Raw genomic sequence first — 22,717 nt, 5'->3', positions numbered from 1 at the left:
GCGCGCGTTGCTCGCTCGCGGGTCCGGAACCTCCGAGAAGAAAGCTTCGAAATCTCCCATGGGAGTCTCCCAAAACAAGGAAGACACCCTCAGAATCCAGTTCGCCCAGATCACTCAAGCCAAATGCGATTCCCCTGCCCCCAGGGGGGAGCTCCGGGCGAAGCCTGGTGAGGGGGGCAACCGCAACCCGACCCCCTAGAGCAGCTCCACCGCCATCGCGGTCGCCTCGCCGCCGCCGATGCAGAGGCTGGCGAGGCCGCGCCGGCCGCCCCGGGTCTGGAGGGCGGCGAGGAGTGTGGCGAGGATGCGGGCGCCGGAGGCTCCGATGGGATGGCCGAGGGCACAGGCCCCGCCGTTGACGTTCAGCTTCTCGTCCGGGATATCGAGCTCCCGGGCCGCCAGCATGGCGACGACGGCGAAGGCCTCGTTGACCTCGAAGAGGTCCACCTGGTCGACCGTCCAGCCGGCCCTGGCCAGGGCCTTGCGCATGGCGGGTCCCGGCGCCGTGGCGAACCTCGCCGGCTCCTGGGCGTGGGCGGCGTGGGCGACGATGCGGGCGACCGGGTTCAGGCCCAGCCGCTCCGCCACCGAGGCGCGGGTCAGGACCAGGGCTGCAGCGCCGTCGGAGATCGAGCTGGCGTTCGCCGCCGTGATGGCGCCGTCCCTCGCGAAGGCCGGCTTCAGGGTCGGGATGCGGCCGGGATCGGCCCGGCCGGGCTGCTCGTCCCTGTCGATCCGCTCGGTTCCCTTCCGGCCGGTGACGTCGACGGCGACCATCTCGCGGTCGAAGGCGCCCGAGGCCTGGGCGGTAAGGGCGCGTTCGAGGGAGCGGATGGCGTAGGCGTCCATGGCCTCGCGGCCCACCTGGTGGGCGCGGGCGGTCTCCTCGGCGAAGGACCCCATCAGCCGGCCTGGCTCGTAGGCGTCCTCAAGACCATCGAGGTACATGGAGTCCGAAACCACGTCGTGGCCGATCCGGGCGCCGCCGCGGTGCTTGGCCAGCAGGTAGGGGGCGTTGGTCATGCTCTCCATGCCGCCCGCGACGATGATGTCCGCGGAGCCCGCCGCCAGGGCGTCGTGGGCCAGGATGGCGGCCTGCATCCCCGAACCGCACATCTTGTTTACGGTGGTCGCCTCGCAGGCGAGGGACAGCCCCGCGCCCAGGGCCGCCTGGCGCGCCGGCGCCTGGCCCAGCCCGCCCGGCAGGACGCAGCCCATGTAGATCTGCCCGACGGCGGCGGGATCCACGCCGGCCCGCTCCACGGCGGCGCGGACGGCGGCGGCGCCCAGCTCGGTGGCCTTGGCGCCGGAAAGCACGCCCTGAAAGCCGCCCATGGGCGTGCGGGCGTAGGCGGCGATGACGACGGGATCGGAGGTCTGGGTCATGTCGTCTTCTAACAGAGGCCCCGGCGCGGCGGGAACCGGGGGATTTGGTCCCTGTGGCCGGACGCGCCATATTGACCCTGAAGCCGGAGAGGAAACATGGGCGTCGGAGAGTTCCTGATCACCCTGCTGGCCGGGGTCGGCCAGCTTGTCGGCATCCGGGCGGGGACGGAGCAGCCCCCTTACGAGGTGGTGGGCCGGGTCGGCGAGGCCGAGATCCGCCGATACGCCCCTCAGATCGCGGCCGAGACCCTGGTGGATGGGCCCGTCGAATCCGCCCGGAACGAGGGCTTCCGGCGTGTCGCCGGATACATCTTCGGTGACAATACGACCAAGGCCTCGGTGGCCATGACCGCCCCGGTCGTCCAGAGCCGGGAAGCCGCGGACGGGTCGCAGTCCATCGCCATGACCGCCCCGGTCGTCCAGTCCCGGGCGGCAAGAAGCGAGACCATCTCCATGACCTCGCCTGTCGTCCAGCAGCCGGCCGGGGGCGAGTCCTGGTCGATCCAGTTCATCATGCCGTCCAAGTACACCCTGGCCACCCTGCCTCGGCCCAATGACCCCAGAGTACGCCTGGTCGAGATTCCGCCGCAGACCTATGCCGTGGTCCGGTTCTCGGGCCTGGGACATCAGGAAGCGGTGGCGAAGCACGAGAAAGCCCTCGACGCCGCCCTGGCGGGATCGTCGTGGCGGGCTTCGGGAGAGGCCGTGACCTGGTACTACGATCCGCCCTGGACCCTGCCCTTCCTGCGCCGCAACGAGGTGGCGCGGCCGGTGGAGCCGGCTACTTCAGCGCCGACGCAATGAAGCCGCCGCCGAGGACCCTGTCCGGGTCCTCCGGGGCATAGAGGACGCAGGCCTGCCCGGGGGAGACCCCGTACTCCGGCGCTTCGAAGATGACCCTCGCCTCGCCCGCCTCCAGGCCGAGGCGGGCCGCCACCGGCTCGGCGGTCGACCGGACCCGGGCGAGGACCGGCCGGCCCCTTGCCGCAGCAGCGTCCAGCCCGACCTCGTCGCCCAGCCAGTTGATTTCCTTGAGCGACACCGCCCGTACAGCCAGGGCCTCGCGCGGGCCGACCAGGACCCGGCGGGCCTCCGCATCTATGCCGACCACATAGAGGCGATCGCCGACGGCGACGCTCAGGCCGCGCCTCTGGCCGATGGTGTAGCGGGTGACGCCCTCGTGACGGCCCAGCACCCGGCCGTCCAGGTGGACGATGTCCCCCGGCTCGGCGCCCTGCGGGCGCAGGCGGTCGATCACCGTGGTGTAGCGCCCCTCGGGCACGAAGCAGATGTCCTGGCTGTCCGGCTTGTCCGCCACGCCAAGGCCGAGCTCGGCGGCGAGGGCGCGAACCTCGGGCTTCGGCAGGTCGCCTAGGGGAAAGCGCAGGTAATCCAGCTGATCCCGGGTGGTGGCGAAGAGGAAGTAGGACTGGTCCCGGGCAGGATCGACCGCGCGCCTCAGCTGAGGCCCGGCGGGTCCCTCCCCGCGCCTGACATAGTGCCCAGTGGCCATGGCGGCCGCGCCAAGATCCCGGGCGGTGTCGACCAGATCCCGGAACTTCACTGTCTGGTTGCAGCGGATACAGGGCACCGGGGTCTCGCCGCGCAGGTAGGCGTCGGCGAAGTCGTCGATCACCTGCTGCCGGAAACGGCTCTCATAGTCGAGAACATAGTGAGGGATACCCAGGGCCCCCGCGGCGGTACGGGCATCGTGGATGTCCTGGCCGGCGCAGCAGGCGCCCTTCCGCTGGACGGCGGCGCCATGGTCGTAGAGCTGGAGGGTCACGCCGACCACATCGTATCCCGCCCGGACCAGAAGGGCGGCGGTCACGGTGGAATCCACGCCCCCCGACATGGCGGCAAGCACGCGCGCCCCGGGGGGCAAGCCCACGGCCCGGCGGGTTTCGGTGATCAGGGGCTCGGTGAGGGCGGCCACGGTCATGGGCCCTATCTAGTCCCGGTCCGCGGCTTTTGCGAGCCGGGCCTACCGGAGGAAGTTCAGGAGGGAAGAGTTTCGCAGGGTGTTGAACACCTGCGAGGACGCCTGAACCGCCAGTTGCGCCTGGGTCAGGTCTGAGGCGGCCTTGGCCATGTCCGCATCGGAGACGTCACCGATCATGCCCTCCACGGTGATCTGACGTGCGGTAAGCCGGGTCTCCACACCCTCCAGCTGATTCTGCACCTCGCCGTTTCGGCTGGTCGCCTCCACAAGGCCCCTGTGCACGGAGGCCCAGACGGTGATCTGACTCTCCAGGAAGGCCGTCTGGGCGGCGGTCAGCTTGCCGACAAAGGGGCCGTTCGGGCCCTGGTGGAAGGCTGTAATGTCACGGAAGGCGGTGAGAATGGGAGTGCCGATTTGTTCGGCGACCTGGCCCACCTCGAGAGTGGTGGTCTCATCCACGCGGATTTTCTCGATGTAGTCGTCGTTCGTGAATGAGTCCTGCACAGAGGTCGGGAGAAGAGTCAGATCCTCGAGCTTCGTGGCCGTAACCGGAAGACTGTCCACCTGACCGCCAGCGAAGACGTACTTGCCGGCGGCTTGAATGTTGAAGGCGCCGACCGCACTGGCGAACTCGCCGCGAAGGGCCGAGATCAGGCCCGTGGCGTCTCCGGCCGCCACGGCGTTCGAGATCGCCTTCCGAACATTATCGGCCGCCTGGGCGGCCTTCGTGAGGCCCAGGTCCTGGGTCTCCAGCCGGTGCGAGGTCAACTTGTTTTGTTCGGTAAAGGCTTCAAGGCGGGTGTTCAGGGTCTGCATGGCGGTCAACACCTGAGAGTCCTGGGAATAGGCCCTCAAGTCGGTCCCGACCTTGCCAGAGCTGACCCGGTCTCCCGCCTCGAACTGCTTCGCCTGGGCCGACATCAGATTGCTGAGGACCGAAGCGTAGTTTCCGCTTGTAGATACCCGTGTCATCTGGACCTCCTTACACCACGCTGGTCAGGACTTCGAACATTTCCTTGGCCGCCTGGATCATGCGAGCTGAGGCGTTGAACGCCTGCTGGTAGGTGGTGAGCCGCACCAACTCCTCATCGATGTTCACCCCTTCGACAGACTGGCGGCGCGTAGTGACCTCGGTAGAGACCGACTCGCTCGAAAGGCGCTGGGTCTCCGCAGAGCTGGCGCGGCTGCCCACGGCGGCGCCGAGCTGGGCGGCGTATTCGATCAGGGTGACGTTCAGGGCGCCCAGATTGCCGACGGCGTCGAAGCTCGTCTTCTTCTCACCCGCTGCGGCCAGGGCGTTCGCGCCCTGCCCATTGCCCGGGCTGATGGCCGGGGCGCCGGCGGCGACCGTGAGGTCCAGCTTTGAGACGGCCAGCCTGTTGGGATCGGCCTTGATCTCGGGATTGACGAACAGTCGGTTGGCGCGAGAGGTGCGCTCGATCACCCCCAGGCCAAACAGGGCGCTCAGGGTCGGGCCGCCGACGCCTCGGCTGGTGGTGTCTGCGGAGACTGAGACGGAAACCGGAGGCGCGGTGCTCGGCGTGAAGCTCAGCTGCCCCTGGGCGTCCAGAGAGAAGGCCCCCACAAGGCCGACCCCGGTGGTGTTGGAGTTCAGGGCCGTAAGGAGGTCATTCATTGTCGGCGCGGCGGGCACCGAGACGGTGACGTCCCGAATGGGTCTTCCGTCCTCCTGTGAAAGCCGGAAGGTGACGGTCTGGCCTGCGGTGAATCCATGCGGATCCGTCGTCCTCAGTCCGGTTTCATAAGCCGTATGACCAGAACTGCGGACCAGGTCGTTGAGCCCGAAGAAGTGCGAGAAGGCGCGGCCCGCCTTCTCGGAGGTCCCTTCGTCGATGGCCAAGCCATTCGGCGCGGTCGCAGAAAGGGTCAGGGCCCGGTCCGTAAAGCTCGCCGTACCGAAGGCGCCAAGGGCGGTGTTGAGGTCGGTCAGGAAGCTGGCGGGAGTAAAGGCCGTGGGCGGGCCGGCGTTGACGCTCAGCGTACCGGCGGTGAAGTCGATCTGTACGGTGCGCTGGACCAAGCCTGAGGCATTGGTGATCGCCAGGGTCGTCTGGCCGGTGAAGCCGCTCACCGCTGTCGGCAGGTCCAGGCCAGTATCGCGGCCCTGCAGGGTGCTCCGCGCGGGAAAGGAGGTCGAGGCGTTATGGGCGGCGTTCAACCGCTCCGCCGCGCGGGCGGCGAACTCGCCCAGCTGCTCAGAGAGACCCGGCAGGTGAGTATCGCGGAGATCCATGAAGCCACGCAGCTGACCGCCTGTGACTGTAATCACCTGTTCCGGGCCAACGGCGTGCTGGATCGCGAGGTAGCCAGGTGTAGAGTTCGTTGACCGATAGGCCACGACGGCGGCGTTGTCTCCGACAAGTTCGTGGCCTTCGACCGAGCGGATGGTGACCCCCCCGGCCGGCCGGGGCTGGACCTTGATGTCCATGAGCGTCGCCAGCTTGTCGATCAGCCCGGACTGGACGTTCTCCGAGCCGGTCGTGTCTTCGGAAACCACGGCCCCCCGGCTGATTTCCTTGTTCAGCACCGAAATCTGGGCGAGCAGATCGTTGATGTCGCTGGCGGCTCCCGCGGCTCGCGCATCGGCGACCGTGGTCATGCGTCCGAGTTCCGCGTTGATCCGGGCGGTCTGGTCGAGGAAGCTCTCCACCGCCGCGACGGATTGGGAGCGCAAGATGCCGGAGGTGGGGCTCTGGGCCAGGGATTGGAAGGTCGTCCAGACCTTGTCGAGGGAAGCGAAGTAGCCTGTGTCGGAGGTCGGGTCGCCAAACAGGCTTTGGGCGTTGTCAAGGCTGCTGGCGATCGTGTCCCAGCGGCTGGCGGTTGAGCTCGCATTCAGGCCGGCCGCCACCAGGAAGGTGTCGACGATCCTGCGGACGCCCGTAACCTCGACCCCGGCGCCAATCCCGCCCAGGACCCTGTGTTCCTGGTCGATCACCTTTCGCGCATAGCCGGGCGTGTTGGTGTTGGCGATATTGTCGGAGCTTGTCCGCAGACCCGACTGGGCGGCGACGACCCCGGATGCGGCGTTGTTCAGCACAGCCGTAAGAGACATGGGAGCGAACCCTCTCAACCGGCAACCCTTGCGCAGTCCCGGCGATTTCTGCCGGGCTTGTTAGGTAAAGCCTGCGCGAGGCCTCCGAAAAAGTCTAATCCTTTCAAGGCGACGAATTCTGCGGTCACCTTGGGACACCCTCGGAGGCGCAAGACATGGGCCAGTGGCGACACCCTTCGGGCGCGACGTCACAGGACCTCGGCCAGGGCGGCAGGACTGGCCCTGCCCGGCCGGATTGCGCCCGGCAAAATCCGCACCTTCGGAGAAAGTGATATCGCCGATCTGGGGAATTTCGATATTTTTATCAGATACTTAGAGTTTCGGCGCAGAGTTGGCGCAAGAGTTGCGGAGCGTCAGGCGAATTCGTGAGGCGCAGCAGGCGCCCCTTTGCCGGAGGGTCAGTCCGGCCCGGTTTCATCGCCTTGAGTTTCGACGTCGCACAGATTCTTGCTCCCGCCACGGCCGGTCTGGTTCCCGGCGCCGCGACCTCGACCGCTGGCGATGGCGCGACCGCGGGTGACTTCGCGGCGGTGCTTGAGAGCCTCGCCAGCGGCCCTGAGGCCCACGTTGCGGCGACCGCTGTCACTCCTTCCGCGGCGGCGGCGGCGGCGTTTTTCTCTCAGACGCCCGCATTGACCGTCAGTCTTCCGGAGGCGGGGATCACTGTCGGGGCCACCGTCATTGAGGACATCCCCGTTCCTCTCGCGGCGCTTGCCGTGATGGATCGCCCGTCTGACGGCGGCCGCGAGCGCACAGCTGGAGATGTCGGCAAGGACGATACAGATCTCGCGCCGTCGGTCGACCTGATACTTCAGGACGCGCTTCCCCCCAACTGGATTCCGGTCACCCCGCCTGTTCTGGCGGAGACGCACCCACTCCCTGTGACAACCTCCGCTCCAGCGGGCTTAGAGGCCGCCTCACGCGAGACCCAGCCTGCCGCCTTCGGCATCGCCGAGAGCCCGGACACGGCGACCCTTCTGGTCACCCCGACGTCAGGCGACTCCCCCCGGGCTCCGCAGGCTGACCTTCTGTCCACCGTCCTGGCGGACGTCCCGCCCGCCACGCCGTTCGCACAGGATGGTGATCTGGCGACAGCGGCCAACCCGGCAATGCGCCCTGAAACCGTCCGCCAGGGTCCGGTCGCCCTGTTCGGCGAGCCCCAGCCCACAGCCTTCGCCATGGCCGAGAGCGTGGCCCCGGTGACCCGTCAGGACACCCCGACCCCGGTCATCGCCCCCCGGACCCCGATGACCGAGGTCGCGCCCGCCATGCCGGCGGCGCAGGACGATGATCCGCCCCTGGCGGCCAACCCGGCAATGCGCCCTGAAACCGTCCGCCAGGGTCCGGTCGCCCAGTCCGGCGAGCCCCAGCCCGCAGCCTCCGCCCTGCCCGAGGGCGTCGACGCGGTGATCCGTCAGGTCACCCCGACGCCAGTCAACACGGCCCGGGCTCCACAGGCCGACATCCCGCCCGCCATGCCGGCGACGCAGGAAGGTGATCTCGCCCCGGCGACCATTCCGGTCCAGCGCCCCCAAGCCGCCCGCCAGGGTCCGGTCACCGCGTCCATCGAGCTCCAGCCTGCAGCCGTCGCCGAGGGCGTCGACGCCGTGATCCGTCCGGTCACCCCGACACCGGTCAATGCCCTCCAGACCGCGCCGACCGACGCCCTGCCCGCCGCTCCAACCGCCCTTCCTGAAGACGTCCCGCCCGCCCTGCCGGCGGCGCAGGATGGTGATCCCCCCCCAGCGGCCAACCCGGTCCAACGTCCCGACGCCGCCCGCCAGGGTCCCCTCCCCCCGTCCGGCGAGCCCCAGCCTGCAGCCGTCGCCGAGGGCGTGGCTCCTGTGACCCCTTCGGTCACCCCGACACCGGTCAACACCCTCCGAACCGCGCGGACCGACGCCCCGGCGGCCCTTCCGGAAGACATGCCGGCGGCGCAGGAGGATGACCCCGCCCTGGCGGCCATTCCGGTCCAGCGCTCCGAAGCCGCCGACCCCGGTCCGGACGCCCTGTCCATGAAGCCGCCACCCGCAGCTGTCGCCGAAGGCGTCGCTGCCCCGCCCCGTCAGGTCACCCCGACGCTGAGCATCCTTCAGACCGCGGGGACCGACGCTCCGCCCGCCGCGCCCGCCGCCCTTCCTGAAGCCATACCGCCCGCCCTGCCGGCGGCGCAGGACAGTGATCCCGCCCCGGCGAACATTCCGGTCCAGCGCCCCGAACTCACAGGTCAGGCCCTTCTTTCCGCAGGTGCGCCGCCGGAGATCCGCCCGGCCGAACCGCGCCGCCTCGCCGCCTCCGGGCCCACGGGTCGGGAACCGAGCCGTACAGGTGTCGAGACGGAAGGCGACGGCATACTGGTCGAGAACGTCGGCGCGCCCTTGGTGACGACCGCCTCCCTGCCGGCCGCGCCGATCGCCGAGCGGCCGGGGACATCGCCCGGCATGCCTCGCCCTGTGGAAGTTGTCGCCGAGGAGGGGCCCGAAGCTCTGAAGGGTGCTGATCTCCAGGCCCCGCTTGCATCCGCTGTGTTCGCGCCGGCCAGCGCCGAAAGTCGAGAGGGGCCGGTGTCGCCCGCCCGCGCGACCCCGGAAACCATCGCCGCCCTCAGCGCCCAGATGGCCCGCCGACTCGACGACGGGATCACGCGATTCAACCTCGAACTCAATCCGGATGATCTTGGTCGGGTGGATGTCCGACTGGAGATCGACGCGTCAGGCGGCATCCGTGCGGCCTTCACCTTCGAGCGCGCCCAGTCGGCCGTCGAACTCGGACGCCGCGCCGACGAACTGCAGAAGAGCCTGGAGAGCGCCGGCTTCAACCTGACTGGCGGCCTCTCCTTCGACGTGGCGGGCGATCGCTCCCACGGCCGGCACCCGAGCTGGGCCGAGGCCAGGGATGAGCGGCCAAACCCCTCTGTCACATCCGAACCCGACCTTGCCCGCGAGGGCGCAACCCAGATCGCCGACGCCCTGAGCGGACGCCGGCCCTCTTCCCGCTACGGCGTTGACATCAGGATCTGAAGCCATGACGGTGAATTCTACGACGGCGGCACCCGCTGCAAAACAAGACATCAGCATCCTGGGCAAGGAGCAGCTGGCGACCAGCTACGACACCTTCATGAAGCTGCTCTCCGCTCAGATCAAGAACCAGGACCCCCTGTCGCCGATGGATGGGAACCAGTTCACCCAGCAGCTCGTGCAGATGACCGGAGTGCAGCAGCAACTCTACTCCAACGACCTGCTCAAGCAGCTGGTGACCAACAGCGGAACGGGTATGTCCGATGCGGTCTCGGTCATTGGCCGGGAGATCACCGCCGCTTCCGACAAGGCCATCGTGACGGCAGGTCAGGCGAAATGGAACTACAACCTCGGCAAGGACGCCGCGTCTGTGAAGATCGAAGTCCTCGACTCCAAGGGCAAGATCGTCGCCGTCGCCGCGCCGACCAATGTGGGCGCGGGCGATCAGATCTTCACCTGGAACGGAACGGACCTGAACGGCGTCAAGCGCGCCGATGGCGGTGAGTACACCCTCAAGATCACGCCCCTGGATGCCTCTGGCGCCACCGTCGTGTCGAAGGTCTTCCAGCGGGGGATCGTCACCGCTGTCGAACAGGTGGGCGGACAGCCCGTTCTTTCCCTCGGCGGCGCCAAGGTGCCCTGGTCCGTCGTCACCTCCGTCCGGCAGTCCGCCTAGGCCGCCGAGCCCCTCACTCAAACTTCAGGAAAGCAGAACCCATGAGCATCACCAGCGCCCTCTACGCCGGCGCCTCCGGGCTGATCGCCAACTCGGCCTCCATGGCGGCGATCTCCGACAACATCGCCAACACCAACACCACCGCCTACAAGCGCAATCAGGTCAACTTCTCCAGTCTGGTGACCGCCCAGTTGGTGGAGGGACGCTACGGAGCCAGCGGTGTGGGGGCGGTCACCCGGCAATTCGTCACCAGCCAGGGACTGATCCAGGCCGCCGCCTCTCCGACGGACATCGCCATCGGCGGCGCCGGCTTCTTCGTGGTCACCGACAGGGCGGCCCCCATCACGAACCAGGATCCGCGGTTCTACACGCGGTCCGGATCCTTCACCGTCGATGCCGACGGCTTTCTGGTGAATGACGGCGGCTACTACCTGCAGGGCTGGCTTGCAGACGTGAACGGGGTCATCACCCCCGATCCGTCCGACCTGAACCAGATGCAGTCCATCAACATCAAGAATGTCAGCGCCCAGGTCGTCCAGACCACCGAGGTCATCGTCAACGCCAACCTCGACAAGCGCGGTGTGCCCGGATCGGTGAACTCGGCCACCTACAACGCCGCTACGGCCGCCTCGATGTCGGACTACGCCGTTAACCCGGCGACGGGCACCCGGCCAGACTTCACCTTCCAGATGAACGTCATCGACTCCAGCGGGGGCACCCGCCGGATCGCCATGTCCTTCCTGCAGGACGACGCGAACGCGAACTCCTGGTATGCGGAAATCCACTCTGTGCCCGCCACCGAAATCGCCGGCTCCGTCCGGCCCGGACAGATCCGGGCCGGATTGATCAATTTCAATCCCGACGGCACCTTCGACCAGACGACCTCCACCCTGTTCGGCCCGCCGAACTCGCCCCCCAACTTCACCATCGGGCCCTCCAGCGCCGGCGCCGGTATCCGCTACGCTGCAGCTCTGGGCATCAATGGCTCGAACGTGGATCTGGACCTGACCAACCTGACCCAGTTCGCCAGCCTCACCACGGTGAACTCCCTCAATCCCAACGGCTCGACTGTGGGCGCCGTGTTGAGGGCCGAAGTCGCCGAAGATGGCAAGGTTTCAGCTGTCTTCGACAACGGCCAGATCCGATTGCTGGGCCAGATCGGCATCGCCACCTTCCCCAACCCGGATGGCCTCGATGCGGTGACCGGGAACGCCTACGTCGAAACGGCAAGGTCCGGAGAGTATTCGGTGAAACAGCCCAAACTGGGCGGCGCGGGATCGGTTGAATCCTACGCTCTGGAGGCGTCCAACGTGGACCTCGCCACAGAGTTCACCAACCTCATCGTCACCCAAAGAGCTTACTCCGCTTCCTCGAAAGTCATCACAACATCAGATCAGATGCTGGATGAATTGATCAATATTAAGCGATAAGTCTTGATGTTAACGCGGCTTAACGACGTGTGACGTCTTGACTGTTTCGCTTTAATACATGGGGGAAGCCGTGATTAGCGCTTTGTTTACTACGATTTTTCACCCGGCGTTATGCCATACCCGCCAAACTGGTCCCAAGACCTGATGGTGGGAAGGGCGTAACGCCATGTATCAGCAACAACAGTCGCAGCTGCGGACCAACAGCCGGGGGGAGGCCTATGTCATCGGCCCCACCGGCGCCCAGCTGACGATCCGCGACCTGCCGCCCCCGGACACCGGGCGCTGGGTGATCCGCCGGAAGGCCGAGGTGGTGGCCGCCGTCCGCGGCGGGCTGCTGAGCCTTGAGCAGGCCTGCGAACGGTATTCCCTGACGCAGGAGGAGTTCCAGGCCTGGCAGAAGTCCATCGAGAAGCACGGCATGGCCGGCCTGCGGACCACGCGCCTGCAGCAGTATCGCTGAGTCGACGCTCCCAAGGGGAGACCGAACGGCCGCATTCCCACCCCCGGGATGCGGCCGTTTCGCGTTTCAGGCCGCCCGATCCGGCCCGTCGCCCAGCCGCTCCACGCGGATCGAGATCCGCTCGCGCTCACCGGCCCGGCGCTCCACCAGGAGCCGCGCCACCTGGGCGTCGTCGTGGAAGACATACCCCTTGACGGCGTCCAGCAGGGCCTTGGCCAGGTTGTCCAGGTCCATCCAGGGCGGATCGCCCACATAGTCCATGACGATCTCCACCGAGAATTCGCCCCAGGCTGGCCGGCCGCCGCGCCAGGCCTTGCGGAAGAACTCATGGATCAGGGTCTTGTAATAGCGGGTTTGGGTGGTGAGGCCCTCCACCACCACCTCCACGGCGCCCCCATCCTCGCGGGCGCGCACCTTGCCGTGATGGGTCCAGCCCCCGTCCATGGCCATCCTCCGGCGGCGGCCGCCTTGCAGTCTGGCCCGTCTCCGCTAAACCGGGCGCACATTCGACCGGAGGCCCGCCATGAGCAAGACCCGCACTGAATCCGACACCTTCGGCCCCATCGAGGTCGACGCCTCGGTCTACTGGGGGGCCCAGGCCCAGCGCAGCCTCGGCAACTTCAAGATCGGCTGGGAAAAGCAGCCCCAGCCGGTCGTCCGCGCCCTCGGCATCGTCAAGCGCGCCGCCGCCGAAGCCAACATGGAGCTGGGCCGGCTGGATCCGAAGATCGGCCAGGCCATCGTCGCCGCCGCCCAGGAAGTGATCGACGGCAAGCTCGACGCCCACTTCCCCCTGTCGGTCTGGCAGACCGGCTCGGGCACCCAGTCGAACATGAACGCCAACGAGGTCATCTCGAACCGCGCCATCGAGATGCTGGGCGGCCAGATGGGCTCCAAGGCGCCGGTCCACCCCAACGACCACGTCAACATGAGCCAGTCGTCCAACGACACCTATCCCACGGCCATGCACATCGCCGCCGCCGAGCAGGTGCACCACGACGTCATTCCCGCCCTCGAGCACCTCCTCGGGGCCCTTCGCGCCAAGCAGGCGGCTTTTGATCCCATCATCAAGATCGGCCGCACCCACACCCAGGACGCCACCCCCCTGACCCTCGGCCAGGAGTTCTCCGGCTACGCCCAGCAGGTCGAGAACGGCCTGAAGCGCATCCGCCTCGCCCAGCCGGGCCTCCTGGAACTGGCCCAGGGCGGCACGGCGGTCGGCACCGGCCTCAACGCCCCCGTGGGCTTTGCAGAGCTTGTGGCCGCCAAGATCGCCGCCATCACCGGCCTGCCCTTCGTCTCGGCGCCGAACAAATTCGAGGCCCTGGCCGCCCATGACGCGATGGTCTTCAGCCACGGCGCCCTGAACACCGTGGCCGGCGCCCTCTTCAAGATCGCCAACGATATCCGCTTCCTCGGTTCAGGTCCGCGCTCGGGCCTTGGCGAGCTGTCCCTGCCCGAGAACGAGCCCGGCTCGTCCATCATGCCGGGCAAGGTCAACCCCACCCAATGCGAGGCCCTGACCATGGTCTGCACCCAGGTCTTCGGAAACCACGCCACCCTGACCTTCGCCGGCGCCTCGGGCCACTTCGAGCTGAACGTCTTCAACCCGGTCATGGCCTACAACTTCCTGCAGTCCTGCCGCCTGCTGGCCGACGCCGCCGTCTCTTTCACCGACAACTGCGTGGTCGGGATCGAGGCTCGCGAGGACAACATCAAGGCCGCCCTCGAGCGCTCGCTGATGCTGGTCACGGCCCTCGCGCCCAAGATCGGCTATGACGCGGCGGCCAAGATCGCCAAGACCGCCCACAAGAACGGCACCACCCTGCGGGAAGAGGCCGTCGGCGGCGGCTATGTCACCAACGAGGAGTTCGACGCCGTCGTCCGCCCCGAGAAGATGATCTCGCCGGGCTAAGGCGCCTCAGTAGACCCCCTCCGTCGCGCTGCGCGCGCCACCTCCCCCTTGGGGGAGGAATTAGAGAGCGCTTGATTGCTCCCCCAAGGGGGAGCTCCCGGCGAAGCCGGGTGACGGGGTCAAAGGCGGCTCAGCCGCGCCCGGACGCCTACATCCGCCGCCAGACGGCGAAGTCGGCCAGCTCGATCATCGCCGCCTTCCAGCCGTCCGCGCCGTCGAAGCCGGCCAGGGCCGCCTTGGCGTCGGCGGCGTAGTCCTCGGCCAGGGCCAGGGTGGCGTCCAGGGCGCCGCAGCCGGCCACCAGCAGGCGGGCGCGCTCGAAGTCGGCCTCGGTCTGCTCGCGACGGTCGATGGTGCGGTCCCAGAAGGCCTTTTCCGCCGGTCCCGTCCGGGCGATGGCCAGCAGGAGGGGCAGGGTCGCCTTGCCCTCCCGGAAGTCATCGCCGGGGTTCTTCCCCAGGGTCTCGCTGGCGCCGGAATAATCCAGCGCATCGTCCACGAGCTGGAAGGCCAGACCCAGGTTGCGTCCGAACCGGCGCAGGCTGGCGCAGACCGGCGCGGGCGCCCCGGCGGAAACGGCTCCCGCCTCCGAGGCCGCAGCGAACAGCTCGGCGGTCTTGGCGCCGATGATCTCCAGATAGGTCTCCTGAGGCAGGTCCAGGTCGTGGGCGCGGGTCAGCTGCAGGACCTCGCCCTCCGCGATCACCCGGCTCGCCCGGGCCAGGATCTCCAGGGCCGGCATGGACCCGGCCTCGACCATCAGCTCGAAGGAACGGGCGAAGAGGAAGTCGCCCACCAGCACGCTGGCCGGGGCGCCCCAGATCAGGTGGGCCGCCACCTTGCCCCGGCGCAGCTCGGAGGAGTCGATGACGTCGTCGTGCAGCAGGGTGGCCGTGTGGATGAACTCCACCGCCGCCGCCAGGTTCAGGCAGGCGTCGTCCCTGGCCCCCGCCAGGCGGGCCGCGGCGATGGTCAGCAGGGGGCGCAGGCGCTTGGCCGAGCCGCCGATCAGGTGCTCGGCCAGGGCCGGGATCACCGAGACGGGGCTCTGCATCCGGTTGCGGATCAGGGCGTCCACGCCGTCCATGTCCCGCCGGGCGAGGCGGGTGAGCTCCGCGATGGAGGGCGCGCTGCGGGCGACCGGTTCGGCGGCTTGCGTTGCGGACGACATGCCGAACGCGATAAGGCAGGCGCCTCGCCGGCACAATGCCCAACCGGGGTTTTTGGCGGAATGCGATGACAGACCAGACCCAGTCGGACGCAATCCTTGGAGGCCGGGTCCGGCTTCTCCAGTCCGCCCGCGGCTACCGGGCGGGCATGGACGCGGCCCTTCTCGCAGCCGCCTGCGACGCCCGGCCGGGCGAGCGGGTGCTCGACCTGGGCTGCGGTCCGGGCGCCGTCATGCTGGCAGCGGCGGTCCGGCGGCCGGGCGCGCGCTTCACCGGGATCGAGGCCGACCCCGAGGCCCTCGCCCTCGCCCGCGCCAACATCGACCTGAATGCCCTGGCGGACCGGGTGGAGGCCCTGGCCGGCGACGTAGCCCTGCCGTTTTCCCGCCTCGGCGCGCCGCGCTTCGACGCCGCCCTCTGCAACCCGCCGTTCTTCGACGACGCCGGCGCCCTGCGCGGCCCGGCGCCGGAGAAGACCCGGGCCTGGATGGCCACCGGGGGCCTCGCCGCCTGGACGGGATACCTTCTGAAGGCTGTGCGCGACGGCGGGACACTCACCGTGATTCACCGGGCCGACCGGTTGGGCGACCTCCTGGGCCTGCTGGCGCCCAAGGCCGGCTCGATCCGCATCCGGCCGGTCCAGCCCCGCGCCGCCGCCCCCGCCAGCCGGGTCATCGTCCGGGCCATCCGGGGGGGTCGCGCACCCCTCGTCCTCCTGCCGCCCCTCGTCCTGCACCCGGACGGCGAGGGCCAGCACACGCCGCAGGCCGAGGCCATCCTGCGCGACGCCAGGCCCTTGGACTGGGGTTAGATCGTGCGCCAACGGCGCCCCCGTCGACCCCCTCCGGCCCGCTGCGCGGTCCACCTCCCCCTCAAGAAGGGGGAGGAATTACAGGCGCTCAAATTGCTCCGCCCACGGGGAGCTCCCGGCGAAGCCGGGTGTGGGGGGCAACGGCGGCTCAGTTCACCGTGCGTCCGGACCGGCGGTCCAGGGCGGCCAGCACATATTCGGCCAGCCGGTCCGCGGCCCGGGGGGCCCCGCCCCTCGCCTTCAGGAGGGCGATCTCGGCGTCCTCCAGGGGCGGCAGGCCATCAACCTCCCCGAGGAGGGTCAGGTCGTCGGGAACCATCTCCCGGGGCAGGACCGTCAGGCCCAGGCCCGCCCTGAGCGCCGCATGCTGCCCGGCGAGGGAGGGGCTGGTGTAGGCCGCCCGCCAGGACCGGCCCCGGGCCTCCAGGGCCGCCACGGCCCGCCGGCGATAGACGCAAGGGGCTGGGGCGATCACCAGGGGCGCCGGCTCGTCCGGCCTCAGCACCGCCCGGTCCGCCGCCACCCAGACCAGGGGTTCGCGCCAGACCCGCACCCCCAGGTCCGGCCCCAGGGGCTCGCGCTTGACCAGGGCCAGGTCCAGGGCCCCGGCCTGCAGGCGGTCGAGCAGGTTCAGGGTCAGGTCGCAGGTCACCGCCAGGGCGACACGGGGATGGGACCGGGCGAAGGCGCCCAGGATCTCGGGCAGGTGGACGGTGGCGAAATCCTCCGGCGCACCCAGCCGCACCTCTCCCTCCAGGTCCTCCCCCGTCACCTCCGCGATGATCTCGTCGTTCACGCGCAGGAGCCGCCGGGCCTTGGGCAGGAAGGCCTCTCCCGCCTCGGTCAGGCTGACCCTGCGCGGGTCCCGCACCAGCAGACGCCCGCCCAGGCTCTCCTCCAGCCGCCGCACCTGCAGGCTGATGGCCGACTGGGTGCGACCCAGGCGCTCGCCCGTCCGCGTGAAGCTGCCGGTCTCCGCCACGGTCACGAAGGTGCGGACCAGGTCGAGGTCCAGGTTGACATCACGGGGCATGGTCCGGGTCCATCATGAGTTTTCCTCATTGCAGGCATAGCACCTTTCAACGCCCCTTGTCCTGTAGCGCGCCCTAGACATCCGCTCCCGGCGCCCGGGGGGGCGCGCTGTTGATTCCGGAACGATATGCCCGAAGCCCTGACCTCGGCCGCCGCCCTCGGCGCTCAGAACCTGCTCGCGCCCGCCGTCCTCTTCTTCGTCCTGGGCCTTTTCGGGGGTTTTGCGCGGTCGGACCTTTCGCTGCCGGCCTCCACCAGCCGCACCCTCTCCCTCTTCCTGATGCTGTGCATTGGCTTCAAGGGCGGGGTGGAGGCGGCCGACGCCGGGCTCAGCGAGGGCTTCTTGCGGGCAGGGGTCGCCGGCCTCCTCCTCTCCCTGACCTGGCCCCTGGTCGCCTATCCGGTCCTGAGGCGGCTCGGCGGCCTGGAGCGCGCCTCGGCGGCGGCGACGGCGGCGGCCTTCGGCTCCGTCTCTGTGGTCACCTATGCGGCAGGCGCCGACTTCCTCGCCGCCCACGGCGTGGCCTTCAGCGGCTACATGACGGCGGTCCTCGCCATCATGGAGGCCCCCGCCATCCTCACCGCCCTCATCATCGCAAGGCGGGCGGCGGAAGGCTCCGGCGCCGGCCACGGCATGGGAAGCATATTGCGGGAGGTCTTCCTTGGCGGCCCGGCCCTCATGCTGGTGGGCAGCTTCCTGATCGGCCTGACGACGGGCGAGCGCGGCATGGCCCGGCTGGACGTCTTCGTGAACCCGGTCTTCCAGGGCGCCCTCTGCCTCTTCCTGCTCGACATGGGCCTGGCCGCCGCCCGCAGCCTCACCGACGCCGGCCGGCCCCCCGCCCGGGTCCTGGCCCTCGGGATCGCCCTGCCCCTGGCGGGCGCCTGCGCGGGCTATGTCGCCTCCCGCCTCGCCGGCCTCGCCCCCGGCGACAGCGCCCTCCTCATCCTGCTGGCCGCCTCGGCCTCCTACATCGCCGCGCCCGCCGCCATGCGCACCGCCCTGCCCGAAGCCCGCCCCGGCGTCTATCTCGGCCTCGCCTTGGGCGTCGCGTTCCCCTTCAACCTGATCCTCGGCCTGCCCCTCTACGCCCTGGCGGCGGGGGCGCTTTAGGGGGGCGGGGCGCACAACCCATTGCTCCCCCAAGGGGGAGCTCCCGGCGAAGCCGGGTGAGGGGGTCAGCTGAAGGGCCGGGATTCCACGGATCAGTTCCGCGCCGTATCCACCAGCTTGTTCTTATTGGCGCGGCTCAGACAGGCAAGGAAAATCAGAGAGTTAAGCGACGCTATCGTGCCCGTAACTAGCGCCGGTTTGTAGCAGTTTGGTGCTTGGCCGGGAAGAGCCAACCGCGCGGCGACGGGTCAAGGGAGTTCAACGTGCTCGTCCAGCGTCGCAACGTCCAGGATCGGTACGGAGGCGTGGGCGCAAATGGCTTCAGGATCGGAGAGGAACGCGTGGCTGCCCCTGACACAGGTCAGGCCTTCGTTTCCGGCGATTCCGGCTAAACGAATGTGACGGTCCACAAACATTCGGTTATTGTCTCGCAGTATCCCAATGTCTTCAAGCAAGTCTGCCAGCGCCGCCTCCCTATTGAAGTTTGTATGCTTTGTCCCAAGAAATGCCTTCTTATGGTCCTTCAATAGATAGTTACATAGAGGGCATTTTTTGAACATGTCTTTCTCGTCTTCAAGAAAGAATAGACGACCTGTTGACAGGAGGTGTGAAAACACTTGGGGCAAGATGTTAGCCTTGGCGGGCGATATACCGTCGCCAGAGAGCACGGCGTATGCCGCCTTGTACTCCATCAGAAATTTCGGCTCATCCCCCTCCCCCAAACCTAGTAGCCCTGGATACGGTTGGCAGTGATAGTGTAGGTCTTTTGCCTAGTCTTCCCTCTAACGTTTAGCAGGCGCGCAACGTCTACATCGTCAATTATTCCCTGGAGTTGAGCCGATTTCACAATCTCAACGGCCAGGTATCCGTTGTCCATGATGACGTTGAGCGCGTAATTACCCCCACGTCCTTCGTCTTCTAAATCGGGCTCGTCGCTATCCTCCTCCTCGGCCGCAGGGTCCTCGGCCCCGTAGCCAACAAACATCTGAACTGAATCTCGCCAATTCCGGTAGTCGGTCTGCGAAATCGTCCGATTGGCTAACAGCCGATAGGCTATCGCCCCTTGGCTCAGCAGCGTTAGATCGGAGAGTTGCCTGACACTTCCCTTGATGTCGGATCTAGAAAAGAACTCTTCAACCAGTCCCGTTAGTTCATCGTCCGAGAGTATCAATTTTGACGCAAACGCATTGCAAGACGATTCTATGCGGTTGTTCAATACGAATGGATCGGAGATGCCCTCAACTCTAAGAAGATAGTGAGCAAGTTCGTGCATCAGTGTAAAAATCTTTGCCTTCGGACTGAATGTCTTTCGATTAATGAATATTAACGACAGATGCTTATCGATTTCTGTAAAGAAGCCGCGGTAGTCCTCGGGCGGGACATCGCCGACAAAGGTGAACAGCCCAGCGTTCTCGGCTCGATAACGCAACGAATGCAAAGCGCGCTCCGGCTCGGAGGCGTGGACACTCAGGTTGCCCTTGAACAGTGCCGACCGGATGTCCTCGATGACTTCTGAAAGGTGATCGATTTGTCGGACGCGCGGCAGCTTGAGCCGGGGTTTCCAATCGAGAGCCCCAGCCAAGCCCGCGATAGTTTGCGCCTTAGACCGGCTCTCGAAGAACGCCCGTGTCCCTCGCGGAGAGATGTCTGCGGGCGCTTCGTGTTCCTTGCGAAGGTCGAGAGTGAAGGGCTCCAAATTGGGGCGGGCAGGCGACGCAAGCCGATAAGTCGAGGCACCATAGATCGCGCTCAAACGCGCCCACTGCCGCGTTGTTGGCGTGGCTGAACCGGCCTCGAATTTCTCGATGTTCTCAGGCTTGGTGCCGAGTTCCGCCGCAACCTCGTCAACCGACAGGTTCCGCAGTTCGCGCGCGTAAGCTAGGCTATTCACCAATGAGCGCACCCCCAGACGCACTGACGCTAGCAAACCTCTCGGGAGCGTTCCAGACCATTGCAACGCTTGGCTTTGCCATGGGGGTCTTCAGGGCTCCTTTGTCTTCCCTACTCGCAGCTACGGAAGGGCGACTACAAAGGGAAGAGATAATCGTTGCGGGCCGAAATGACAGCTTGGCCCTCAAGCGCCAGGAGGAGCTCGCCGGACTGCGCAGAGAGTTGAACTCGGCGCGCAAGCGTATGGCGCGGCCCATCGGTTGGATGGAAGGGGTGATCTGGTGCGCTTCGCTCGCCAGCGCCGCAATGTTGGTTTGGGCGAGCTTCGCCCCCAGTTTCGCGCCGGGGACCATGTGGGCGGTGGTCATGGTGATCGGCCCGATCTTCGCGGTGGTGGCCGCGACGATAAGGATTTGGCGTGTCGCGGCGCACGAACTTCGGTCCCTCGACGGAAAGCTCCCGTAGCGACGACCTGTATTTGATGTGCGGACGCGAGCCGACACACTGGTCTAAAATCCCGCGCGTTACCCCGTAGGGGCTGGTCGCCGAGCCGCGCGGGCAGGATCGTTCGGATAGAAGGTCAAAGTTGTAAGTTATGCGCCCCGGCTCACAACATACTTCACGGGTATTTTGCGCTAGGTTTATGAGCTAGAGAGATCGACACCCTGACTTATGGGCCAGGCATGCGGATCGCCTACTACTGGGTCAGCACCGGGGACCAAAGCATCGAAGCCCAACGCACCGCCTGGGGCGGGGACTTCGGCAAGGAGTGCTCAGACGTAGGCGTCAGCGGTGGCGTCATGGCCGCAGAGCGGCCCGGCTTCAGCAAGCTGCTGGAGCAGATCAGGTCGGGCGAAACCCTCTGCGTCTATGCCATGGACCGGCTGGGGCGGGATGCCCTGGACGTGCAGACCACCGTGCGCCGCCTGCTAGAGGCGGGGGTGACGGTGGACATCCGCGGCCTCGGGCAGATCGGGCGGGGCGTGGGAGAAATCATCCTCGCTGTACTGGCCCAGGTGGCGGACATGGAGCGGAACCGGATCAGGGAGCGCACCGAGGCCGGTCGCGCGGCGGCCAGGGCGGCCCTGGAGGCCACCGGGAAGACCCACCGGGGCAAGGACAGCCTAGGCCGTCCCAGGTCCACTGACAGGGCTGCTGTGGCCGCGTGGCGGCGGGAGAACGGGGCGAGCATCAAGGGCACCGCCGCGCACTTCGGCCTGTCTGAGGCCACCGTGAAGCGGTACTGCGCCTTGGCTCTAGCTATTGGCGCCTGAACAAGCGCCCCAGCCGCCCCTTAGTTCCTCTCGGTATCCACCAGCTTGTTCTTGCTGATCCAGGGCATCATGGCGCGCAGGCGGGCGCCCACCTCCTCGATGCCGTGCTCGGAGGCGCGGCGGCGGGTGGCCTTGAAGCTGGGCTGGCCGGCCTGGTTCTCCAGCATGAAGTCGCGCACGAAGCGGCCGGACTGGATGTCCTCCAGCACGCGCTTCATCTCGGCCTTGGTGTCGGGCGTGATGATCCGCGGGCCGGTCACGTACTCGCCGTACTCGGCGGTGTTGGAGATCGAGTAGTTCATGTTGGCGATGCCGCCCTCATAGATGAGGTCGACGATCAGCTTCACCTCGTGCAGGCACTCGAAATAGGCCATTTCGGGGGCGTAGCCCGCCTCGACCAGGGTCTCGAAGCCGGCGCGGATCAGCTCCACCAGGCCGCCGCACAGCACGGCCTGTTCGCCGAACAGGTCGGTCTCGCATTCCTCGCGGAAGCTGGTCTCGATCACGCCCGAGCGGCCGCCGCCGATGGCCGAGGCGTAGGCCAGGCCGAAGTCCAGGGCGTTGCCCGTAGGGTTCTGGTGGATGGCGATCAGGCAGGGCACGCCGCCGCCCTTCTCGTATTCGCCGCGAACGGTATGGCCGGGGCCCTTGGGGGCGACCATCAGCACGTCCACCGTCGGCTTGGGCTCGATGAGGTTGAAGTGGATGTTCAGGCCGTGGGCGAAGAGGAGGGCCGCACCGTCGCGCAGGTTGGGGGCGATCTCGGCGTTGTAGATGCCGCGCTGCAGCTCGTCGGGCGCCAGCACCATCAGGGCGTCGGCCCATTTGGCGGCCTCGGCCACGCTCATCACCTTCAGGCCGTCGGCCTCGACCTTGCGGGCGGTGGCGGAGTCGGGCCGCAGGGCGACGGCGACGTTCTTCACCCCGGAGTCGCGCAGGTTCAGGGCGTGGGCCCGCCCTTGCGAGCCATAGCCTACAATCGCGATCTTCTTGTCCAGAATGCGGGCGAGGTCGGCGTCGCGATCATAATAGACGCGCATGGGCGGTCTCCTTTGGACAAGACGGGCGCAGGGCCGCTCGGCGCCTGCGCGGAAGTGCGCCGCACAAAGGGGAAATTTCCCGCCGCGTCAAGCAAGGCCGGCCCTCCGACAGGCTCGCCGGAGGGCCCGTCGCCCTACCAGAAGAGGGTGTAGGCCACCTGGACGATGCGCCCGGTCCACAGGTCCACCAGAACGGCGTCGCGGCCCAGCCGCACCCAGGAAAAGCCCAGGGGAGGGACCGGCAGGCCATAGGACCACCAGCTTTCGATCCGGTGGCGCGGCGTCCACCAGGTCCAGGGCAGGACCTCGCCATGGGACCAGCGGCGGGGCGCGAAGCCCGGCGGCGGGACCCAGGGGCCGCCCCGATAGCGATAGGACGGGGTCCAGACCGGCGGGTACCAGCGGGGGTCATAGCGCGGCGGGCGGGGCGGCGGGCGGTGACGGTCATAGCGGTCGGCGCGATAGCCGTCGTAGCGATAACCGTC

Annotated in this window: 21 protein-coding genes; 10 read left to right on the top strand and 11 right to left on the bottom strand. The window is 67.7% G+C overall.

What is annotated here, in order from left to right; genetic code table 11:
* Nucleotides 1-195: 195 nt before the first annotated feature.
* The gene (locus tag IM632_RS09980; RefSeq protein ID WP_296480485.1) at nucleotides 196-1,386 is read right to left on the bottom strand and encodes an acetyl-CoA C-acyltransferase; all 1,191 of its coding nucleotides are present in this window, start codon (nucleotides 1,384-1,386) and stop codon (nucleotides 196-198) included.
* Between the two features lie 96 nt (nucleotides 1,387-1,482).
* On the opposite strand from IM632_RS09980, the gene IM632_RS09975 reads away from it, so the two are divergent.
* Nucleotides 1,483-2,190 carry a heme-binding protein gene (locus tag IM632_RS09975; protein ID WP_296480483.1) on the top strand — a complete coding sequence of 236 codons (708 nt, stop codon included), beginning with the start codon at nucleotides 1,483-1,485 and terminating at the stop codon, nucleotides 2,188-2,190.
* On the opposite strand, the gene mnmA is transcribed toward IM632_RS09975, so the two are convergent.
* The 3 genes from mnmA to flgK are packed head-to-tail and all read right to left on the bottom strand — an operon-like array spanning nucleotide 2,168 to nucleotide 6,404.
* Nucleotides 2,168-3,328, bottom strand: a complete 1,161-nt coding sequence (gene mnmA, locus IM632_RS09970) for a tRNA 2-thiouridine(34) synthase MnmA (protein ID WP_296480481.1) — start codon at nucleotides 3,326-3,328, stop codon at nucleotides 2,168-2,170. The genes IM632_RS09975 and mnmA overlap by 23 nt on opposite strands.
* Nucleotides 3,329-3,370: 42 nt before the next feature.
* Nucleotides 3,371-4,300, bottom strand: coding sequence for a flagellin (locus IM632_RS09965; RefSeq protein WP_296480479.1), 930 nt, complete (start codon nucleotides 4,298-4,300; stop codon nucleotides 3,371-3,373).
* Nucleotides 4,301-4,310: 10 nt separating this feature from the next.
* The gene (gene flgK, locus IM632_RS09960) at nucleotides 4,311-6,404 is read right to left on the bottom strand and encodes a flagellar hook-associated protein FlgK (protein ID WP_296480477.1); all 2,094 of its coding nucleotides are present in this window, start codon (nucleotides 6,402-6,404) and stop codon (nucleotides 4,311-4,313) included.
* 422 nt (nucleotides 6,405-6,826) lie between these two features.
* Here flgK and IM632_RS09955 point away from each other — a divergent pair, with 422 nt between their 5' ends.
* The 4 genes from IM632_RS09955 to IM632_RS09940 all read left to right on the top strand — a co-directional run bounded on the left by IM632_RS09955 (nucleotide 6,827) and on the right by IM632_RS09940 (nucleotide 11,987).
* Nucleotides 6,827-9,424 carry a flagellar hook-length control protein FliK gene (locus IM632_RS09955; RefSeq protein WP_296480475.1) on the top strand — a complete coding sequence of 866 codons (2,598 nt, stop codon included), beginning with the start codon at nucleotides 6,827-6,829 and terminating at the stop codon, nucleotides 9,422-9,424.
* 4 nt (nucleotides 9,425-9,428) lie between these two features.
* Complete coding sequence (locus IM632_RS09950; protein WP_296480472.1) at nucleotides 9,429-10,097, top strand: flagellar hook assembly protein FlgD; 669 nt, start codon at nucleotides 9,429-9,431, stop codon at nucleotides 10,095-10,097.
* A gap of 41 nt (nucleotides 10,098-10,138) precedes the next feature.
* The gene (locus tag IM632_RS09945; RefSeq protein WP_296480470.1) at nucleotides 10,139-11,527 is read left to right on the top strand and encodes a flagellar hook protein FlgE; all 1,389 of its coding nucleotides are present in this window, start codon (nucleotides 10,139-10,141) and stop codon (nucleotides 11,525-11,527) included.
* A 166-nt stretch (nucleotides 11,528-11,693) separates the two neighbouring features.
* Nucleotides 11,694-11,987 (top strand): DUF1153 domain-containing protein, encoded by a 294-nt coding sequence (locus IM632_RS09940; protein ID WP_293515307.1) that lies wholly within the window; start codon nucleotides 11,694-11,696, stop codon nucleotides 11,985-11,987.
* A gap of 66 nt (nucleotides 11,988-12,053) precedes the next feature.
* Here IM632_RS09940 and IM632_RS09935 read toward each other — a convergent pair whose 3' ends face one another.
* Complete coding sequence (locus IM632_RS09935; RefSeq protein WP_296480467.1) at nucleotides 12,054-12,431, bottom strand: RusA family crossover junction endodeoxyribonuclease; 378 nt, start codon at nucleotides 12,429-12,431, stop codon at nucleotides 12,054-12,056.
* Between the two features lie 79 nt (nucleotides 12,432-12,510).
* Here IM632_RS09935 and fumC point away from each other — a divergent pair, with 79 nt between their 5' ends.
* Entirely contained in the window at nucleotides 12,511-13,902 is a 1,392-nt protein-coding gene (gene fumC / locus IM632_RS09930) for a class II fumarate hydratase (protein ID WP_296480464.1), read from the top strand.
* A gap of 148 nt (nucleotides 13,903-14,050) precedes the next feature.
* Here the strand turns inward: fumC and IM632_RS09925 are convergent, their stop codons facing one another.
* Nucleotides 14,051-15,073, bottom strand: a complete 1,023-nt coding sequence (locus IM632_RS09925; protein WP_296480461.1) for a polyprenyl synthetase family protein — start codon at nucleotides 15,071-15,073, stop codon at nucleotides 14,051-14,053.
* Nucleotides 15,074-15,138: 65 nt separating this feature from the next.
* Here IM632_RS09925 and IM632_RS09920 point away from each other — a divergent pair, with 65 nt between their 5' ends.
* Nucleotides 15,139-15,882: a methyltransferase gene (locus IM632_RS09920; RefSeq protein ID WP_296480456.1), complete on the top strand. Its 744-nt coding sequence runs from the start codon at nucleotides 15,139-15,141 to the stop codon at nucleotides 15,880-15,882.
* 148 nt (nucleotides 15,883-16,030) lie between these two features.
* Here the strand turns inward: IM632_RS09920 and IM632_RS09915 are convergent, their stop codons facing one another.
* Complete coding sequence (locus IM632_RS09915; protein ID WP_293516827.1) at nucleotides 16,031-16,915, bottom strand: LysR substrate-binding domain-containing protein; 885 nt, start codon at nucleotides 16,913-16,915, stop codon at nucleotides 16,031-16,033.
* A gap of 126 nt (nucleotides 16,916-17,041) precedes the next feature.
* Between IM632_RS09915 and IM632_RS09910 the strand changes: the two genes are divergently transcribed.
* The gene (locus IM632_RS09910) at nucleotides 17,042-18,028 is read left to right on the top strand and encodes a sodium-dependent bicarbonate transport family permease (protein WP_296480453.1); all 987 of its coding nucleotides are present in this window, start codon (nucleotides 17,042-17,044) and stop codon (nucleotides 18,026-18,028) included.
* Between the two features lie 248 nt (nucleotides 18,029-18,276).
* Here the strand turns inward: IM632_RS09910 and IM632_RS09905 are convergent, their stop codons facing one another.
* Nucleotides 18,277-18,720 (bottom strand): hypothetical protein, encoded by a 444-nt coding sequence (locus IM632_RS09905; protein WP_296480448.1) that lies wholly within the window; start codon nucleotides 18,718-18,720, stop codon nucleotides 18,277-18,279.
* Between the two features lie 32 nt (nucleotides 18,721-18,752).
* Complete coding sequence (locus IM632_RS09900; RefSeq protein WP_296480446.1) at nucleotides 18,753-19,943, bottom strand: XRE family transcriptional regulator; 1,191 nt, start codon at nucleotides 19,941-19,943, stop codon at nucleotides 18,753-18,755.
* A gap of 152 nt (nucleotides 19,944-20,095) precedes the next feature.
* On the opposite strand from IM632_RS09900, the gene IM632_RS09895 reads away from it, so the two are divergent.
* Together IM632_RS09895 and IM632_RS09890 are read left to right on the top strand one after the other, a co-directional pair.
* Complete coding sequence (locus IM632_RS09895) at nucleotides 20,096-20,383, top strand: hypothetical protein (RefSeq protein WP_296480443.1); 288 nt, start codon at nucleotides 20,096-20,098, stop codon at nucleotides 20,381-20,383.
* Nucleotides 20,384-20,601: 218 nt separating this feature from the next.
* Nucleotides 20,602-21,192, top strand: a complete 591-nt coding sequence (locus IM632_RS09890) for a recombinase family protein (protein ID WP_296480440.1) — start codon at nucleotides 20,602-20,604, stop codon at nucleotides 21,190-21,192.
* 20 nt (nucleotides 21,193-21,212) lie between these two features.
* Here the strand turns inward: IM632_RS09890 and ilvC are convergent, their stop codons facing one another.
* The gene (ilvC, locus tag IM632_RS09885; RefSeq protein WP_296480438.1) at nucleotides 21,213-22,232 is read right to left on the bottom strand and encodes a ketol-acid reductoisomerase; all 1,020 of its coding nucleotides are present in this window, start codon (nucleotides 22,230-22,232) and stop codon (nucleotides 21,213-21,215) included.
* Between the two features lie 134 nt (nucleotides 22,233-22,366).
* A partial coding sequence (locus IM632_RS09880; protein ID WP_296552290.1) for an RcnB family protein occupies nucleotides 22,367-22,717 on the bottom strand: 351 nt, incomplete at its 5' end.

The sequence above is a fragment of the Phenylobacterium sp. genome, assembly GCF_020402505.1.
Lineage (GTDB): Bacteria > Pseudomonadota > Alphaproteobacteria > Caulobacterales > Caulobacteraceae > Phenylobacterium.
Note: the sequence above shows the minus strand (reverse complement) of the source record. Positions and strands in the feature narration are given on the sequence as shown.